The organism is Clostridium sp. ZS2-4 (assembly GCF_026719745.1).
Lineage (GTDB): Bacteria > Bacillota > Clostridia > Clostridiales > Clostridiaceae > Clostridium_H.
The window spans coordinates 14,144-31,065 of sequence record NZ_JAPPRQ010000013.1; the positions used below are offsets into that span (position 1 = coordinate 14,144).

A 16,922-nucleotide genomic window follows, 5' to 3' on the forward strand; every position below is an offset into this window, starting at 1 on the left:
AGAAAATTACACTTACTTATTTAATTTTTTTAATCCCATCAAAACCTTTTCAGGAGTTATTGGTAATGTAGTAATTCTTACTCCTGTTGCATTGTAAACGGCATTAGCTATCGCTGCTAAAGGAGTATCTATTCCCATTTCACCAACTGATTTAGCACCATATGGACCTGTTGGTTCATAACTATCAGCAAATTCAACTGTCAATTTGTTGATATCTTTTCTTGTTGGCACTTTATATTGCATAAGATTATTTGTAGACATTTTACCTGATTGTGAATATCTAACATCTTCAAACATAGCCATTCCTATACCTTGTACTAGTCCACCTTCAACTTGTATACGGCACAAATTAGGGTTTATAGTTGTTCCACAATCTACCACTCCTGTATAATCGAGCAACTCATACTTACCTGTTTCAAGATCAACTTCAACCTCTGCAATTCCTATCATATATGGAGGTGGTGCAACCTTTGGAACGAAAGAATCACTTACTAATAATTGTTTTTGTTCTGAATTGTAATAAAGTTCTGATGAAAAATCTACTAATGAGATACTTTCTTTTCCGTCTACTGTCTTAACATATTCTCCATCAAATTCAACTTGTTCTATTGGAACATTAAATTTTCTAGCTCCTTCTTCTCTTATGCGTTCTTTCATTTTTTGAGCAGTTCTTAAGACTGCATTACCTGAAACATATGTTGTTTTTGATGCATAAGCTCCACAATCAAATGGAGTTAAATCAGTGTCTGATGAATAAACTTTAATTTTATCACTTGATATTCCTAAAGCTTCAGCTGCAATTTGAGCAAGTATAGTATCACTACCAGTACCAAGATCAGTTGCACCTATTGTTAAGTTAAAGAAGCCACCATCATTTAACTTTAATACTGCTGATGCCATATCAATATAAGCTATACCTGAGCCTTGCATTGCTAATGCACAACCTATACCTCTTACTTTATTCTTACTTACCTGTTGTCTTGGGAATTTTTCCTTCCATTTAGACAACTCTGCTCCTCTCTTAACACAATAATCAAGCTTACAGCTTTCAATTGTCATATCAATACCTTCAGTACCTTCACCCATAATCTTAAATATTGGAGATGATTCTCCTTCTTTAATCATATTTTTCTTTCTAAGTTCCATAGGATCCATATTAATTTTATGAGCTATTTGATCCAACATTGATTCAACAGCAAAGTTTCCTTGAAGTGCTCCATATCCTCTATATGCACCCGCTGGAGTATGGTTTGTATAAACAACTTTTCCACCAAATTTTACTGCTTCTATTTTATTATATAAAGGAAGTGTCTTTGCAGCTGCAAGCATAAATACAGTTAATGCATGTTCACCAAAAGCACCTGTATCAGATAACAATTCCATATTTACAGCTTTAAGATTTCCTTCTTTATCAGCACCAACAGTCATATTGAATTTCATAGCATGTCTACTGAAACTTGATTCAAATACTTCTTTTCTTGTAAAGATAAGTCTTGCTGGTTTTCCAGTTCTAAGAGCAACTAAAGATACTAAAAATTCTCCATGTATTTGCTGCTTTCCACCATATCCGCCGCCAACTCTTGGTTTAATTACACGAACATCTTCAATCTTAAGATCTAATGCATGTGCTACTATACGTCTAATATGATATGGAACTTGAGTAGAACTTACGATTGTAAGTCTTCCATAAAAGTCAACATATGCAAAAGATGAATGAGTTTCTAGTGCCATATGGGCCTGTGCTTGCGTATAGAAAGTATCCTTAAGAACAACGTCACACTTGCTCAATGTTTCTTCAATGTCACCAAATCCCATATGATATTCTGCTGCAATATTACGTTTTTTATCAAAACCAATTGGGAACATTTCATGTGCTTCGGGTTCTGGATGTATTACAGAAGGATTATCTACTGCCTTTTCAAAATCTAAAACTGGTTCTAATACTTCATATTCTACCTCTATTAATTTTAAAGCTTCTTCTGCTAAATTCTCATCTACAGCAGCTACTGCAGCCACTTCATCTCCTACATATCTCACATACTCATCTAATATGAACTTATCATGTGGAGATGGTTCTGGATAACCTTGTCCTGCTCTAGTAACTATATTTCTTGGAACATTTTTATATGTCAAAACACATTCAACACCTGGTAAGCTTTCAGCTTTTTCTGTGTTTATATTTTTTATCCTTGCAAAAGGGTGCGGACTTCTTAATACTTTAACTACAAGAGCATTTTGAGGAATTAAATCCCTTGTATATGCTGGTTTACCTTTAATTAATCCTAATCCATCTACCTTTGGGATAGATTTTATAATCTGTTTCATTCAGACACCCCCAAATATTTTTTTAAAGCACGTAAATGTCCTACATATCCTGAACATCTACACAAATTTCCTACTAAATAATGCTTCATTTCTTCTTCTGAAGGATTTTTAAGTTCTTTTTTCATTCCTAATACTGTTAGTACAAAACCAGGACTACAATATCCACATTGTTCTACACCCTCAGCTACTAAAAACTTACCTATTTCTTCGGCTTCATGTTGTACCCCATCTATAGTAGTTATTGCATGTCCATCTGCTTTAATTGCTAGATAAGAACAAGATGATATCGGTTTTTCATCTAATAATATTGTACAAAGTCCACAAGAACCTGTATCACAGCCTCTTCTTACTGTATATCCATTTCTATTTAAAACATCTGCCAGCATTTCACCGGGTTCAATTTCAATTTTTCTATCTAGACCATTAATTTTTAAATTGATTTTCATTATATCACCTCCATAATAGCTCTCTTTACTAATGTCTTGCATAATTCAGTTCTATATTCTAATGATCCTCTAATATTACTTCCAAATTTCAACTCTTCAGCAGCAATTTCTCCAGCCTTTATAGCAGTTTCTTCATTCAATTCTGAAGATTTCAAGAATTCCATAGCCTTTTGTGCTAATTGAGCAACCCCTGGTCTTGCTCCTACAGATATTTTAAAATCTCCACCTATATTAGATGCTGCAGCATTTAATATAGCAAAATCCGTACTTGTATTTCTTACACTTTGGAAAGAAGATTTCCTCTCATCCTTCATTATTACAATTTTAACCAGTATATCATTTATTTTGCCTTTAATTTCCAAGAAGTCTTTCAAAGAAGTTTTTCCACCATTATGCAATTCTACATATGTATCAAGCGCTAACAATGGAGTTATAACATCTGAAAAAGCATATCTTCCAGCAACACTTCCACCTATTGTAGCTATATTTCTAGTTTGCACCCCCATAATAGCTCCTACAGCTTTTGAAACTGCACCGCTAAAATTTTTCTGCAAAACTTCGCTTTGTTCTACTTGTCTTAAAGTTACCATTGCCCCTATTTCTATTCTATCTTCTTTATCCTCTATCAAATCTAATCCTAAATTGCTTAAATCTAACATTGCATCTACTTCTTTAGCACCTAATCTTAGATACGCTCCACCACCTATTACAGTAGCATTTTTATCTTTCAAAACATTATATGCCTCTTCTAGAGTAGTAGGCTTTAAATATTCTCTTATTTTCAAACAAATCACTCCCCTCTAATATTCTTTATAAAACACCACTTATAGCTTTTGTAGGACATTTTGATTCACATAACCCACATCCAAAGCATTTTTCAGTATTTACATTAACTTTTTCTTCCATTTTTATAGCAAAGTATGGGCAAACTTTTGCACAAAGACCGCATTTTACACATTTGTCTTCACTTATTACAGGGTGATCTGGCTCAAATTTAATATTTCCTTTTTCAAGCTTAGTATTTCTAACTTCTTCTACACTTGAGAAATTATATTTTTCAAGTGCTTTAGGCAAGTCATTTACTATTTTTTCATATAAATCTTTTCCTTGAAGCATTGCTGCTGAAAGCATTTGTACAGCATCTGCACCTGCTAATAAGAACTCAACTACATCATCTGCTGAAGCTACACCACCAACACCTATTACTGTAAAATCAGGCATTGCACTTTTTATTTTATTTACTATTGCCAATGCCACTGGTTTAATAGCAGGACCTGATGTCCAAACTTCCCCTTTATCATTTCCAACTAATACTTTACGGTTAGCAATATCAATTTTCATGCTAGGTCCTAGAGAGTTAACTGCTGCTACACCACTTGCCCCATTTTCTCTCACTACTTTGGCAAAAGCAACATGATCAGGCATGTGTGGACTTACTTTCATAAATACAGGTTTTTCAGTATTCTTTCTTATAGTTTTAACAGTTTCGCCTATTAAGCTTAAATCTTTTCCAACATAATGAGTAGATACTTCAAAAGCATCTGCATATGGATCTAAAACTGGAATTAATTTTTCCATATCATCTTTTGTGTAACCAACACTGATTATAAGAGGTATATTTAAATCTTTCTTTAAATCAGGTAAGATTTTTTCTAGCCAGTATTCTAAAGAATACTCTGACCAAAGTTCTGCATTCATAATGCTGTCCTTATTAGCTATAATACAAGGTCTTGGTACTTCTGCTCCTGCAATTGAAATAGTTTTAGTCACCATACCGCCTAATCCAAACCCAGCAAGTGTCATCATTTTTTCATAATCCCCTACTAAAGGACCTGATGCAGGTAATAGTGGATTTTTTAATTCAATCCCAGCAATTTTAGTACTTAAATTCATTATATACACCCCTTACACATTTATTTAATTGCATTAATTCTTTTCCATACCTTGTCTGATTCTTCTCTTGCTTCAGAGTAAACTGACTCTACATCTACATTTAATTTAGAGTCTTTCATCATGCATTTTCCAGAACACCAAGTATCTCTTGGCTGAAAATTATCAAAAATCCCGAAAAATACATGTCCTAATATATTATCCTTATTCAATGGTGTCGGTGGATTATATGGTATCGTTATCATATCTGCTTTATAGCCTTTTTTAATTCTGCCTATATTGATATTTAACATATTATTTATATACTCATATCCATTGTTTATCATTTTAGTTAAATCATCTAAGTTAAATTTTGTTGGACCATTTAACCTGTTTTTCATTGAAAAAACTATATTAAGATAATCTCGAGTTATATTAACACCTAATCCATCATTTCCTACCATACAAGGAATTTTAAAATTTCTTAATATTTCATAATCAGCAAGTCCAACTGCATTATTCATATTTGAAGTTGGATTCATAGCTATTCTACACCCTTTTTGTCCTATAATTTCTACGTCTTCCTGGCTTATATGAACACAATGAGCTAAAATAGATCTATCATTTAATAATCCGAAATCATTTAATCTTTTCACTATACTTGTATCATATTTTTCACAGCAGTCTTTAACATCATCCTTACTTTCTGCTACATGAATATGAATAGGGGTATCTCCAATAACAGAAGATATCTCTTTTAAAGTATCATCACTTAAGCTCATAGAGGCATGCATTCCAAATAGTCCTGCAAATTGTTCACTTTTATTTTTAGCAAAATCAAGATTTTCCTCTATGCATTCTTTTATATTAAATCTATCACTAGTTTCAAAACAAAATATTCCTCTCATTCCTAAATCATCGCAAATACTTTTCTTTAGCTCATTTAATGTTCCTTTTATATCCAATCCACTTGCATGATGATCTATTATAGAAGTAACTCCATTTTTTATACATTCGCATCCATATACCAATCCACTATAATAAACAGCCTTTTTATCAAGTTGTCCATCTAATTTCCACCAAAGTTGATCTAATATATCCTGAAAGTCTTTGGGGTCAAATGGAACATTCATTCCTCTTGCAAAAGTAGAATAAATATGTGTATGACAATTTATTAGTCCAGGCATTACAATTGTTCCACTGCAATCGTATATCTCATCTGCTCCTGGAAAGTCATCCATACTACCAACCTCTTTGATCTCTGAATCAAATAATACATAGCTGTTTTCCTTAAAATTCTGAAAATCAAATATACAGGCATTAGTTAATGCTTTCATTTTTTTCACCTCATTTTATATAATCTCCCTTGTCCTCCTTTCTGTAAGTAAAAATATATCTAGCATTATTTGTGCCAAATTCTTCATTCCTTCATTTTAGACATTTTTTAACATTTAAAATGCTATTACTGCTTATCATTGTGATAAAAATTATCATATTGATAACTATGTTTTATATCCTTTTATAAATAGCTTTTATTAAATTGGTTATTATATTTTTTATCATTTTGATAAATCATATTCCTCTATCTTCCTATACAGTGTAGCTATACCAATACCCAATTTTTTAGCTGCTGCTTTCTTCCCTTGAGTTGAATTCCCATAAACCTCCAAAGCTTTATTGATTTCATTTTTCTCCAATTCTTTTAATGTGCATATCTCCTTATCGTCGTCTTTAATTTTTCTTTCATTATGTATAATACTATTTGGCACAGTATCTAAAGTTAATCTTCCATCTGTCCCCAGCATATTTATCATAAATTCAATTGTATTTTCCAGCTCACGTATATTTCCAGGCCAAGAATAATTATAAAAAATTTCCCATACCTGCTCATCTATAAGGATTGAGGAGAATTTCTTATTAAGAAGCTTAGTATATTTATCTACAAAATATTCAACCAATATTTTTATATCTTGTATTCTTTCTCTTAAAGGCGGAATGCTAAAAGGAATAACATTAAGTCTATAATATAGATCTTCTCTGAATTTATTTTCTTCTATGAGCTTTACTAAATTTTTATTTGTAGCTGCAATTACTCTAACATCTATATCAATAGGCTTATTAGAACCTATTTTAATTATTCTTCTCTCTTGAAGCACCCTTAAAAGTTTAGTTTGTAAATACAATGGCATGTCCCCTATTTCATCCAAAAAAATAGTTCCCTTATTTGCTAATTCAAATTTCCCCATTTTTCCTGAAGCTGAAGCTCCTGTAAAAGCACCTTTTACATACCCAAACAGTTCACTTTCCAGCAGTGCATCTGGTATAGCTGCACAATTAATGGCTATAAACGCTTCTTTTTTTCTAGTTCCTTCATTATGTATAGCTCTTGCAAACATCTCTTTACCAGTACCACTTTCTCCAGTTACTAAAACCGTAGAACTTGATAATGCTATTTTCTTTAAATTCTTTTTCAATACAATCATTTTGTCACATTCACCTAATATATCGTCACAACCAATATTTTTGCTTGGATTGCTGACACCAGCAACTATATCTTTTAATCTCTTATCATCCTGAAAAATAATCATTTTATCAAATTGATCTTCCTTCAAGCTCATAGGATATATATTTCCAACAACATAAAAATTTTGATTATCTATCTTTAGTTTATACTCATGCATCCCTACAATACTTTCCCCAATCTTTTCAACATCTATCTGATGTATAAAATGATTGTCTATAACATTTAATATATCTATGGCTCTTTTATTTATATGAGTAACTTTATTTGCCTTATTTAAAATAATTACTCCTCTATCCATTTTGTCTATTACCAGATTAAAGGAGCTTAATAAAGTTTTTGCTCTTATTTTTTCCTTTCTTTCATAGGCAGTTATACTAATAAATTCTGATATTTGATGTAAAAACTCCATATACGTATCAAAATCTCTCATAAGATGCTGCTTTTGATCATCACTAAAACAAACAAGTCCTATAACTCCAATTATTTCATCCCCTAATTTAATAGGCGTACACATTTCAAAGGCTTCTTCACATTTACCACGTTTTGGACAAGGCATACATAGTTCCTCTTCACCTGGATTATATATAATCTGAGGTATTCCTGATTCTATGGCGGTCTTGTAAACATATCCTTCTCCAGATATATTTCTATTTATTCCATTCTTATATACTCCAGTTCCTGCAATTCTTACCAGGTTTCTATCCACAATTTCTACCTCAACCTTCAAAACCTTAGATATAATCTTTGCATATCTCATTACAGCATATTGAATATCCCCTAAAATAGACTTCATATTTTTCATCTCCTTTGTTATTTTTATTTATTTTCATCATATACATACTTTTCAAACCTTAGAAATTAAAATTTCAAACCATTGACAACTACAAAATCAACCAACAGTAACTAATGCTTTGGTAAAATTTTAATAAATCAAATTCAAATTCTCTATCGTATAATGCCGAATATTGAAAAAATTGCACAGAAAATGTCAGTAAATATATTACAATTTTAATACTATATGTATATTATACATCATATTTGTTATATAGTAAAAATAAAACTCAAAATGTAGTTGATACTACACTTTGAGTTTCTCTAACCTTTAAATACAAAACAACTCAATAAACTTATTTTCATTAAATTCAAATAATCCTCTTGCTGTAATTCTTATTTCTGGTATAACAGGCAGAGCCATAAATCCTAAAGTTAAAAATATATCCATATCTTCTCTCATACCATATTGTTTACATATATGATTTAATCTTTTAATTTTATCTATTACATAATTAGTTTCTTTAAAAGTCATAAGACCTCCTATCGGCAAGCTTAATTGTTCTATAAGCTTACCACCTGAAGCTACAGCTACCCCTCCACCTATAGTTATAATACTATTAACCGCAACTTCTATATCCTTGTCATTGCTGCCTACTGCAATAATATTGTGAGAATCATGAGCTATAGTTTGAGCTATGGCACAATCCTTTATTCCTAGCCCCTCTATGAAACCAATAGAATATTTACCTGTTTTCTTATGTCTTTCAAAAACAGCAACTTTAAGTACATCAGGAGAACACACTTGATCCACATAACCATTTTTTACAGTAGCTTCCTTTATTACTCTTTGCGTTTCAATAGAATCCGGAATAATTTTTATTACATTTAATTTATTTGATTTAGCTTTAATTTTTAAAACATCTTCCTTAATACACTCTATATTCATTGATGGTTTAATAGCTGTATTAAATTTATTATCAAGCTTTTCATTGTAAACTTTTCCATTTCTTATCACATCTTTAATCTTAACATTATTTAGGTCTTCTAAAATAACCAAATCTGCTTTATAGCCTGGTGCAATTGCTCCTCTTCCCTTAAGTCCATAACATTCTGCTGGATTTAAAGTTGCTATAGTTATTGCCTTTACAACATCTAATCCCTCTTTAACTGCAATTCTTATACAATCATCTATAGATCCCTTTTCAACTAAATCAACGATATCCTTATCATCTGTACAGAATAAGAATCTATGAAAATTCTCACTGTTCACTGCTGGTAACAAATCTCTTAGATTTCTAGCCGCTGATCCCTGCCGCAGCATCACATACATACCTTTTTTAATCTTTTCAAGGGCTTGATCATTTGTTGTACATTCATGGTCTGTAATTATGCCACAATTCATATATGCATTTAACCATGGATTATTTATTTGAGGACAATGTCCATCTATTATTTTATTCCTAAATAGAATTAATTTACTTAACATATCCCTTTGTCCATGAACAACAGCTGGTACATCCATTACTTCTCCAAGTCCTAATATTCTATTATCATCAATGAATTCACCTAAATCCTCTGAATTTAAAACTGCTCCATTGTCCTCAATATCTAATGCCGGTACACAAGAAGGCAGCATAAAGAACATATCAATAACACTTTTTTTGCTATTATCAAGCATAAATTTGATTCCATTTTGCCCTAAGACATTAGCTATTTCATGAGGATCAGCAATACAAGTAGTTACTCCTTTTCTTATCAAAATATGAGAGAATATTTCCGGAGTTACCTTTGAAGATTCTACATGTACATGTGAATCTATAAAGCCTGGAGATATAAAACAACCTGTACAATCTATTTCTTTTTCACCGCTGTAATTACCTACTCCAATAATTGTATCTCCATTTATAGCTATATCATCTTTTTCTATAGTTTGATTAAACACATTTACAATTAAAGCGTTTTTTAATACAATATCTGCTTTTTTATTTCCCAGTGCAGTATTAATATTATTCTTTAATTCCTCCATCATATTTTCCATTATCCTCTCTTTTACTTTTCAATTACAATATTATCCTATGTCTATTTTTATAAACTTATGAGCCTTAGCACAAAGATTATAGCCAATATAAGTATGGTTATAGAAACTTTCTCTTTCTTTCCTCCCAAAACATTGAATAATACATATGCTATAACGCCAAACATTAAACCTGTAGCTATACTATATGTTAGAGGCATTAATATTATTGTTAAAAAAGCTGGTATAGCCTCAGTATAATCATAAAAGTCAATTTGAGTTATATTTTGCATCATAAATAATCCAACTATAATAAGTGCTGGTGCAGTTGCACAGCTTGGAATTGCCATAAATACAGGGGCAAAGAATGCTGATATTAAGAATAAAACACCTGCTGCTACGGCTGTAAGACCTGTTCTTCCTCCTTCTGCAACACCAGCTGAACTTTCAACATAAGTTGTAACAGTTGATATACCCATACACGCTCCCATAGTAGTTCCAATAGCATCAACCAATAACGCTTGTTTTGCTCTTAATACATTTCCTTTTTCATCTATCATATTGGCCTTTGAAGCAACTCCAACTAAAGTTCCTACTGTATCAAAGAAATCAACAAATAGGAATGTTAATAAAATAGATACTAGTGTCAAAATTCCTTCTTTACTTCCAAATACAGAAAAATCTAACTTTCCTGCTATGGGTGCCATACTATGTATTCCCAAAAGTCCTGTTGGTAAATAAATTTGATATACTTTTGCAGCTTGTTCTGGTCCAATTGCAAGAGCATAAGCCCAAGCTATAACTGTACAAGATAAAATTCCCCAAAGCATTGCACCTTTTACTTGTTTGTGTACTAATATACCAATAATTACAATTCCTATAACAGCAATAACCGCTCTTGGATCACTAAATCTACCTAATGCAACTAGTGTTGCATCATCATTTAGAACAATTTTTGCATTTTGGAATCCTATAAAAGCTATAAATAGTCCAATACCTCCACTTACAGCTATTTTTAAAGATACTGGTATTGAATTAACTACTATCTCTCTTACATTTGTTAATGAAAGAATAATAAATATAATGCCTTCGCAAAATACTGCTGTTAAAGCAATCTGCCATGGTACTTTCATTGCTCCACATACTGAAAAAGCAAAGAAAGCATTAAGTCCCATACCTGAAGCTAAAACAAAAGGTAAGTTTGCATAAAGTCCCATTAAAATTGTAGTAATACCTGCTGCTATACATGTTGATGTTAAAAGCGCACCTTTATCCATGCCCGTAGTCGATAAAAAGTCTGGATTTACTGCAATGATATAAGCCATAGTTAAAAATGTGGTAACACCTGCAATAATTTCAGTTTTCACTGTAGTATTGCTCTGTTTCAGCTTAAACGTCCTTTCTAGCCAACTGTCATTAATCTTGATAGTTTCAGTGTTTTTGTTCACTAAAATCACCCCTTAATTAAAATTTATATAATAAGGATCGTAAATTTTTACAATCCATTATTCTTGAATTTAGGGTTGGATTTTCAAAAATTATACTGAATTTTCAGTCATATAACATTCAACTGAAAAGCTTGTCATTTTTTAATATACTAATTTTGTAGATAATACAAATTTATATCTAGCATTATTTGTGCCAATCCCATGTTTCTTAGATTTTGTATCTATGGATTTTAAAAAAAGCCTTATCAATGTGATAAAATTTATCACATTGATAAGGCTCTCTTCTGAATACTTTCAGTAACTACTTTTATAGTATTAATTAGTAATATATTTTACCATTTTGATAAAATACAATTCTTAAATTTTTAAACTTAAGCTATTGTCTTTTCTTATCCTTTATCTTTAAAAATCTACGTCTTTTTTAGCTAATGCAATATTCCTAAAAATATAGTTTCTAAAATCCGTAATATATAATGTAAAAATATAATTGCAGATTGTAAATTATTGTTGACATTCAAAATAAAAACCTATAAAATATATAATCAAATATACTATATAATTTAAATTGCGTAGACGGAGAAGGCTATTCTATCAAAATCAGTTACAGAGAGTCGGTATTTGCTGAAAATCGACACTGACGGATACTATAGGTATCACTCCTGAGCTGTGTATCTGAAAAGTAGTAAGATATACCGTTTAGTCCCGATAAAAGACTTAGGTTTGATTGAACCCAAAAGATAGGCATATTCTATATGCAATTAAGGTGGTACCGCGGATATCAATTCGTCCTTGAAAAATTTTTTCAAGGACTTTTTATTTACTTAAATTTTTAAAGGGGGCAAAATTAATGCAAAATTCAAATTCTTCATTAAACCTTACAAATGTGAAAGAAGCTGCTAAAATACTTGAAGGGGTATCAAAAAAAACTGAACTCATGTACAGTTCTATTTTTAGTAATGAATGTGGAAATGAAATTTATTTAAAACCTGAAAATTTACAGATTACTGGGGCATTTAAAATACGAGGAGCTTACAATAAAATTAGTAAATTATCAGAAGAAGAAAAGAAAAGAGGGGTAATAGCTTCTTCTGCTGGAAATCACGCTCAGGGGGTTGCCTATGCGGCTCAAAAACTTGGAATTAAAGCAACAATAGTAATGCCAAAAACAACTCCACTTATTAAGGTAGCAGCTACCAAAAGCTATGGAGCAAATGTAGTTTTACATGGAGACTACTATGATGAAGCATACGCCAGAGCTAAAGAACTTCAAGAAGAAAACAACTATGTTTTTGTTCATCCTTTTGACGATTTAGATGTTATTGCTGGACAAGGAACAATAGGATTAGAGATATTGGAAGACTTAAAGGATGTTGATTGCATCGTTGTTCCTGTAGGTGGTGGTGGACTTATAAGCGGTATCGCTGCTGCCGCTAAAGCTATAAATCCAAAAGTGAAAATCATTGGTGTAGAACCTGAAGGTGCTAAAGCTATGAAAAAATCAGTGGAGAAAAATGTAGTTGTTAGTTTAGATACAGTAAAAACAATTGCTGAAGGAGTAGCTGTAAAAAAACCTGGTGATATTACCTTTGAAATTATAAAAAATTATGTAGATGAAATTGTAACAGTATCAGATTTTGATATAATGGAAGCTTTTTTAGTTGTACTTGAAAAACAAAAATTAATTGCTGAAACTTCTGGGGTATTATCTTTAGCTGCCCTAAAAAAAATAAATGATAAAAACAAAAAAATAGTTTGTGTTATAAGCGGTGGAAATATAGATGTAGTAACAATTTCTTCTATGATAAACAGAGGTCTTGTTTCAAAAGGAAGATTGTTCTGCTTTACAGTAGACCTTCCTGATAAACCTGGAGAACTTTTAAAAATTTCAGAAATACTTGCTACACTGAATGCTAACGTAATAAAGCTTGATCATAATCAATTTAAAGCCTTTGACAGATTTATGCAGGTACAGTTAGAAGTAACTTTAGAAACCAATGGTCATGAACATATTAATGAAATAATAGGAAATTTAAATGAAGCTGGTTACAGCATAGTTAGAGTATATTAATAAATTTAAAATCTTATAATCTGATTTGCAATGCTATTTAATTTTTCACAACTTTCTTTACAACTATAATTCAAAGGAACTAACATAGAAATAATTTTATCGTTAGTTCCTTTTAGTTATTAAATTACTTAAGCTCGTCTACTTTATTTATATAACTGAATTTTTACGAAAACTGTCTATTTCTTCTTTTGGATAACCTATACTTGCTAGCATTTCATCAGTATGTTCACCTAATTCTGCAAAAATATATTTTGCTTCTCCTGGAGTATCTGATAATTTTATCGGCACTCCTGTTAAAACAACATCTTTCCCTGATTCTCTAAAGTTTGAAAGTTTAGTAACCATATTTCTTGCAGCAACCTGAGGATGCATGCACATCTCTTCCATATTTAAAACTGGCGTAAAACATATGTTATTGTTGGAGAAAAATTGAACCCATTCCTCTCTATTTTTCTGTGATATAATACTGCTAATATCTTCAATAATATCAGCCTGCTTTTCCTTGTTCCACTGAAGAGAGGCATATTCTTTTCTATCTAATTTCTCACAAAATTCTATCCAGAATTTATCCTCTACGGCTCCAAGACTTACATATTTATTATCTTTTGTTTCATAAATATGATAACAGGCATATCCACCTGTTAGTGCCTCATTTCCTCTCTCTAGAAGCTTTCCTGAACCAAACCATTCTCCTATCGTATAGGCTAAAAGAGAAATAGAACCATCCAGCATAGCTACATCACACAACTGTCCTTTACCAGTTTTTGCTCTACTGGTCAATGCTAAAAGGATAGCAATAACAGAATACAATGAACCTCCTGCAGTGTCGGCAATCTGTACTCCACTGATGGCTGGCTTTTCATTTGGATTTCCCGTTTGTTCCATAATACCTGCTAAACTTAAATAGTTAAGATCATGTCCTGCAGTATTTCTTAGAGGACCATTTAGTCCATATCCAGTTAAGCTGCAATAAATTAATCCTTCATTTACTTTTTTTAGTACTTCATATCCTAATCCTAACTTATCCATAACACCTGGTCTGAATTGATCTAATACTATATCACACTTAGCAGCTAGTTTTTTAAAGATTTCTTTTCCTTCTTCTTTCTTAAGATCCAGAGTTATGCTTTTTTTATTACGATTAACTGTATAGAAACGAGCACTTTCTCCCTTAACTAGTGGTGCTAAATTTCTTCCCAATTCTCCACTTTTTGGGGGCTCAATCTTAATAACTTCTGCTCCAAAATCCGCTAATATTTGTGTGCAAAGTGGACCTGGAAGATATCTGGAAAGGTCTAATATCTTAATTCCTTCTAACGGCAAATTCATAACATAACCTCCATATAATTTTTTAATATACGTATAATTATAACAAAATTATAATAATGTTCCAAATACTGATATAATGTTTTAATTAACTCTCTATTAGCCCTATAACATAAATTCTCCATTTATTCTTAACATTTTAAATTTGTCAATCCCACTACACTAATAAAGTTTAAAGCATAGCTTTGAAATATATAACATTATTTTCTGAAAAGTCCTAATATATAAAAATTTGATATTTAAGTTAATTATTGATACAATCGTATAGTTGTTTTTATAAATTATCATAAAAAGGAGTGCTATTTTAATGCTAAATTTTTTAGAAAATATAGTTTCTGAATGTAATACCCTGCTTGGGTCCAATGTACTTATTGTATTACTTATTTTACTTGGACTTTATTTCACTTTTAAGTCTAATTTTGTTCAATTTAGACTCTTTGGAGAAATGTTTAGATTATTAGGAGATGGCGCAAGTAATTCTGTTTCTTCAAAAAAAGAAGAAACTCATGGTGTTTCTTCTTTTCAGGCTTTCTGTATCAGTACTGCATCAAGAGTTGGAACTGGTAATTTAGCTGGTGTAGCAATAGCTATTTCTTCTGGTGGCCCTGGGGCAGTATTCTGGATGTGGTTAATTGCTTTAATTGGTGCTGGCTCAAGTTTTGTTGAAAGTACTTTAGCTCAAATTTATAAAACTAAAGATGAACATGGATATAGAGGTGGTCCTGCCTACTATATGGAAAAAGCGCTGAACAAAAAATGGTTAGGAATTCTTTTTTCAGTTTTAATAACTGTATCCTTTGGACTTGTATTTAACGCCGTACAAGCAAATACTATTTCCTTTGCCTTTGAGGAAGCTTTTGGTATTAACAGACTTGTAGTAGGAATATGCCTAACAGCAGTTACTGTACTAGTTATTTTTGGTGGAATAAAAAGGATTGCAAAAGTAGCTGAATTAATTGTACCAGTTATGGCTGTAGGTTATGTATTAGTTGCATTATTTGTTATATTTAAAAATATTTCTTCTATTCCCTCAGTATTTGCACTTATTTTTAACAATGCATTTGGTATAGAACAAGTCGTTGGCGGTAGTCTTGGAGCAACTGTCATCATAGGAATTAAAAGAGGTCTTTTCTCAAATGAAGCCGGAATGGGAAGTGCTCCAAACGCTGCTGCTACTGCTGACGTAACTCACCCTGTAAAACAAGGACTTATTCAGACTCTAGGTGTATTTACCGATACCCTTTTGATCTGCAGTGCAACTTCATTCATTATTTTAATTTCAGGAGCTTATACTAATACTCAAAAACTAGAAGGAATTCAACTCACCCAAGCTGCATTAAGCTCACAAGTTGGTTCATGGGGAAATACCTTTATAGCTTTATGTATTTTGCTCTTCGCATTTAGTTCTATAGTTGGAAACTACTATTATGGTGAGACAAATATTGAATTTATGAATGCAAATAAAATTTGGTTATTAATTTATAGATTAGCAGTAGTTGGAATGGTTGTCTTTGGATCTGTTTCTAAGATTCAAATAGTTTGGGATATGGCAGACTTATTCATGGCAATAATGGCTATTATCAATTTAATTGTTATTGCAAAACTTTCAAATACAGCTTTCGCTGCGTTAAAAGATTATACTAAGCAAAAAAAAGAAGGAAAAGATCCCGTATTTTATGCATCTAACATAGAAGGTCTAGAAAATACTGAATGTTGGGAAGAATCACAAGCCGATATTCTAGAAGCTTAAAAAACATAATTCTATAAGAGCTTTCTACTTTTATAATATATAAGAGGTAGAAGCTCTTTTTTTTATAAGCACACCATTTAAAAACTTAAAATAATTAATTGATCATAAGAAAATAAAACTTTATAAATCTTTTGTATTTTAGTTTAACTACTTTTACTCGAATATATAATTATAAACTTTAACTTTAGATGATTGCAGAATTTAAAAATTAAAAATGTGGATACCTTTTAAAAATTCACTTGAAACTGTTCAAAAAAAGGTACAACAAAAAGCCTTTTGATAAAAAGGTATGCGTAGCATGTAAGTTTAAATGTAATTGTGGATATGTTAATTAAGCTGCTATTTTAAGAAGTTTACTGATACTTCTAATATATTCAG

At 31.3% G+C, this 16,922-nt stretch carries 11 protein-coding genes and 1 other annotated feature; of the genes, 2 read left to right on the forward strand and 9 right to left on the reverse strand.

Annotated features, from left to right (window positions below; genetic code table 11):
- Nucleotides 1-12 precede the first annotated feature (12 nt).
- The 8 genes from OIO11_RS02580 to OIO11_RS02615 form a co-directional block, all read right to left on the reverse strand.
- Nucleotides 13-2,325, reverse strand: coding sequence for a xanthine dehydrogenase family protein molybdopterin-binding subunit (locus OIO11_RS02580; protein WP_268069784.1), 2,313 nt, complete (start codon nt 2,323-2,325; stop codon nt 13-15).
- Nucleotides 2,322-2,771: a (2Fe-2S)-binding protein gene (locus tag OIO11_RS02585; RefSeq protein ID WP_268069785.1), complete on the reverse strand. Its 450-nt coding sequence runs from the start codon at nt 2,769-2,771 to the stop codon at nt 2,322-2,324. Before OIO11_RS02585 ends, OIO11_RS02580 begins: the two co-directional genes overlap by 4 nt.
- The gene (locus OIO11_RS02590) at nt 2,771-3,556 is read right to left on the reverse strand and encodes an FAD binding domain-containing protein (protein ID WP_268069786.1); all 786 of its coding nucleotides are present in this window, start codon (nt 3,554-3,556) and stop codon (nt 2,771-2,773) included. Before OIO11_RS02590 ends, OIO11_RS02585 begins: the two co-directional genes overlap by 1 nt.
- A gap of 25 nt (nt 3,557-3,581) precedes the next feature.
- Nucleotides 3,582-4,664 (reverse strand): 4Fe-4S binding protein, encoded by a 1,083-nt coding sequence (locus OIO11_RS02595; RefSeq protein WP_268069787.1) that lies wholly within the window; start codon nt 4,662-4,664, stop codon nt 3,582-3,584.
- A 20-nt stretch (nt 4,665-4,684) separates the two neighbouring features.
- Nucleotides 4,685-5,977 (reverse strand): amidohydrolase family protein, encoded by a 1,293-nt coding sequence (locus OIO11_RS02600; RefSeq protein WP_268069788.1) that lies wholly within the window; start codon nt 5,975-5,977, stop codon nt 4,685-4,687.
- Between the two features lie 222 nt (nt 5,978-6,199).
- The gene (locus tag OIO11_RS02605) at nt 6,200-7,957 is read right to left on the reverse strand and encodes a sigma-54-dependent Fis family transcriptional regulator (protein ID WP_268069789.1); all 1,758 of its coding nucleotides are present in this window, start codon (nt 7,955-7,957) and stop codon (nt 6,200-6,202) included.
- A 309-nt stretch (nt 7,958-8,266) separates the two neighbouring features.
- Entirely contained in the window at nt 8,267-9,976 is a 1,710-nt protein-coding gene (gene ade / locus OIO11_RS02610) for an adenine deaminase (RefSeq protein ID WP_268069790.1), read from the reverse strand.
- Nucleotides 9,977-10,023: 47 nt separating this feature from the next.
- Entirely contained in the window at nt 10,024-11,373 is a 1,350-nt protein-coding gene (locus OIO11_RS02615; protein WP_268069795.1) for an NCS2 family permease, read from the reverse strand.
- Between the two features lie 588 nt (nt 11,374-11,961).
- Nucleotides 11,962-12,194: a binding site (T-box leader), on the forward strand.
- A gap of 53 nt (nt 12,195-12,247) precedes the next feature.
- On the opposite strand from OIO11_RS02615, the gene ilvA reads away from it, so the two are divergent.
- Nucleotides 12,248-13,468, forward strand: a complete 1,221-nt coding sequence (gene ilvA, locus OIO11_RS02620; RefSeq protein WP_268069791.1) for a threonine ammonia-lyase — start codon at nt 12,248-12,250, stop codon at nt 13,466-13,468.
- A gap of 147 nt (nt 13,469-13,615) precedes the next feature.
- On the opposite strand, the gene OIO11_RS02625 is transcribed toward ilvA, so the two are convergent.
- On the reverse strand, nt 13,616-14,797 hold the full coding sequence (locus tag OIO11_RS02625; protein WP_268069792.1) for a CaiB/BaiF CoA transferase family protein: 1,182 nt from the start codon (nt 14,795-14,797) through the stop codon (nt 13,616-13,618).
- Nucleotides 14,798-15,101: 304 nt separating this feature from the next.
- Between OIO11_RS02625 and OIO11_RS02630 the strand changes: the two genes are divergently transcribed.
- Entirely contained in the window at nt 15,102-16,544 is a 1,443-nt protein-coding gene (locus OIO11_RS02630; RefSeq protein WP_268069793.1) for an alanine/glycine:cation symporter family protein, read from the forward strand.
- Nucleotides 16,545-16,922 lie beyond the last annotated feature (378 nt).

What these genes read in the sequence shown, in the direction of transcription:
- OIO11_RS02580 (WP_268069784.1), bottom strand. Translation starts at nt 2,325, where the DNA reads ATGAAACAGATTATAAAATCTATCCCAAAGGTAGATGGATTAGGATTA.
- OIO11_RS02585 (WP_268069785.1), bottom strand. Translation starts at nt 2,771, where the DNA reads ATGAAAATCAATTTAAAAATTAATGGTCTAGATAGAAAAATTGAAATT.
- OIO11_RS02595 (WP_268069787.1), bottom strand. Translation starts at nt 4,664, where the DNA reads ATGAATTTAAGTACTAAAATTGCTGGGATTGAATTAAAAAATCCACTA.
- OIO11_RS02600 (WP_268069788.1), bottom strand. Translation starts at nt 5,977, where the DNA reads ATGAAAGCATTAACTAATGCCTGTATATTTGATTTTCAGAATTTTAAG.
- OIO11_RS02605 (WP_268069789.1), bottom strand. Translation starts at nt 7,957, where the DNA reads ATGAAGTCTATTTTAGGGGATATTCAATATGCTGTAATGAGATATGCA.
- ade (WP_268069790.1), bottom strand. Translation starts at nt 9,976, where the DNA reads ATGGAAAATATGATGGAGGAATTAAAGAATAATATTAATACTGCACTG.
- ilvA (WP_268069791.1), top strand. Translation starts at nt 12,248, where the DNA reads ATGCAAAATTCAAATTCTTCATTAAACCTTACAAATGTGAAAGAAGCT.
- OIO11_RS02625 (WP_268069792.1), bottom strand. Translation starts at nt 14,797, where the DNA reads ATGAATTTGCCGTTAGAAGGAATTAAGATATTAGACCTTTCCAGATAT.
- OIO11_RS02630 (WP_268069793.1), top strand. Translation starts at nt 15,102, where the DNA reads ATGCTAAATTTTTTAGAAAATATAGTTTCTGAATGTAATACCCTGCTT.